The sequence below is a fragment of the Stenotrophomonas sp. STEN018 genome, assembly GCF_056760235.1.
Map to the genome: position 1 here is coordinate 1 of NZ_JBRREK010000126.1, position 2,225 is coordinate 2,225.

A 2,225-nucleotide genomic window follows, 5' to 3' on the forward strand; every position below is an offset into this window, starting at 1 on the left:
AACGAGATCCAAGTTGTAACTAGCGTTCATTAGGGCATTGTCTTTCACTACTAATTTACTCATAAGACGTGAATTAAAATTTTTTCGTTAAAACGAATTTATCATAACATCTCGTCTTATGGTAGGTAAATCTCGTCTTATTGGTAGGTAAATCTCGTCTTATTGGTAGGTAAATCTCGTCTTATTGGTAGGTAAATCTCGTCTTATGTCCTCTGTATGCCTTGCTATACTTGCATTTCAGTATGGCTAAAAGCATTTAAAAGCATTTAAAAACATTAAAAGCCCAATTTTTCATGAAAATTGCCCTCGGTTTTCGCTAAAGCTCAAACTTTTTTGACTTCACTTCGTTACGTCAGGGGCAATTTTTGCAAATGACGGAGAAAAACCAAAGATTTTAAAAGCATTGAGCAAGGATACACAGAGGGTACTTTTTCACTACCGTTCAAAATTCCTACTCTGTGCCTTGTTGGGGCAAGCCCCAAACCCCAAAAAGCAAAAGCAAAGGCAAAAATGGCACTCGCTTCGCTCGTGTCTTTTCAAAAGCAAAAGCACACGATAGTTAAAGTTTTCATGAAATCAGATGCTAAAAAAGCAGTTTTTCAGAGGGGGGAATAATCGAACTTTCATTGTGTCGCTCGTAGACACTCGCTAATAACTTTCTTTGAAAAACCAAAAAAAAGACAAAGAAAATTTTCTTTGTCTTTTTACTTTTTCGATAGAAAAACGCACTCAAACGATAGTTTGGGAAAGTGCGCCCTTTGGGATTTGTCATACAAAATAAAAATTCGTTAAACGATTTCCTATCCTGCCATAGGCTTATTTTTATTTTTACTTCTGATCTTTTAGTCATGACTAAAAAACTTTGTCATACAAAATCACAAAACGCCATGCGTTTTCCTATCCTGCCTTAGCTCCCTTAGCTCCCTTAGCTCAAACTCAATATAAAATTATTAGTCATGACTAAACGGCTTAATCAGCAAAACCAATCCATAGGTAACATTATAAAATTTTCAGTTGAACCGCTTAAATTATGGAAAATTCTTTGCAACTGTTCAGCATCAATTTCACCTGAAACATAACGTTCAAACGCCTGTATTTTTTCTTTTGATGGCGTTAAATCGTAATATTCATAATTGGCTTTGAAACAATCAAATTGCTGTTGTCTTAATTCTTTTTCAGCTTGATTCATTGCTCAACTCCTAAAAAACAACGCCAAATTCTTCTAATTTTGATTGCCATTGGTCGGCTGTTGCATCAGTTGTAATTTCTTCTTTGATGCGTTTCATCATATCCATGACTGACTCATCACCACGTTTAAACCGATCTGCTAAGCCATTCGACATGATTAACCCTGTAATTTTGCTTTTACGGTGTTCTAAAACGTCCATATTTGCGTTTTTAGGCTGTTTTACGACTTCATCAGGGATTTCTACGGGTTTTTGCTTAGAATCGCTAAAATCGCTGTTTTTTGGCGTTTCTGTCCCTGTTTTTTTCTTCTGTTTAAACTTGAATGAAAATCCTGTGATTGTCCGCCCTTTTTTGTGCTGTTCGTAGCTCGCTGTGATGTCTGTATGCTCGTTGATTTGTTTGAGAGACGGCTCTAAAACGTATTTTTTTAAATCATACATGCGTTGATATTCAGCATCGAGAACACCCATTTTTTGCCGAAAGTCAGCCAATTCTATGATTGGTGTTTTCCCTGTGGTTCTCCAGCAGATCAGTAACTCATACAAACGAATTGCATAACCTGTTGAAAGCTCGCTTATCTGTTTCATTTCATACTGAGTAAAACGTTCCTCAAGCCTTGTAATTAAAGGGATGACGATAGGAGCGAAGATTAACTTCACTGTAGCTTCTGCATCCACATAGCGAACTTCACTAACCCAACGTGAACGGACGTTTTCGGTATTTCCTCGTTCATTGATTTCCTGGTAACTGAATTGACGTGCAAATAGATCATCACAAGCATCTTTGAGGGCTTGGTAGGCTGTTTGTCTAGCTACGCCAAATTGATTGATATAACTCTCTGCATGGACGGTTAAAGGGTCATTGGCATTAATTCCCTTTCCTGACTCTCTTGCTTCAACAATCGCCAACAAGATTAAGCGCTGTTCAACGAGATCCAAGTTGTAACTAGCGTTCATTAGGGCATTGTCTTTCACTACTAATTTACTCATAAGACGTGAATTAAAATTTTTTCGTTAAAACGAATTTATCATAACATC

2 protein-coding genes are annotated in these 2,225 nt (G+C 36.9%); both read right to left on the reverse strand.

Translation table 11 applies throughout. The features are described 5' to 3' along the window. Window positions 1-973: 973 nt before the first annotated feature. Window positions 974-1,189: a hypothetical protein gene (locus ACVOMB_RS20955; RefSeq protein WP_198054851.1), complete on the reverse strand. Its 216-nt coding sequence runs from the start codon at window positions 1,187-1,189 to the stop codon at window positions 974-976. Window positions 1,190-1,199: 10 nt separating this feature from the next. Continuing rightward, a complete protein-coding gene (repM, locus tag ACVOMB_RS20960; RefSeq protein ID WP_481532920.1) occupies window positions 1,200-2,162 on the reverse strand; it encodes a replication initiation protein RepM in 963 nt (320 codons plus the stop codon). Window positions 2,163-2,225 lie beyond the last annotated feature (63 nt).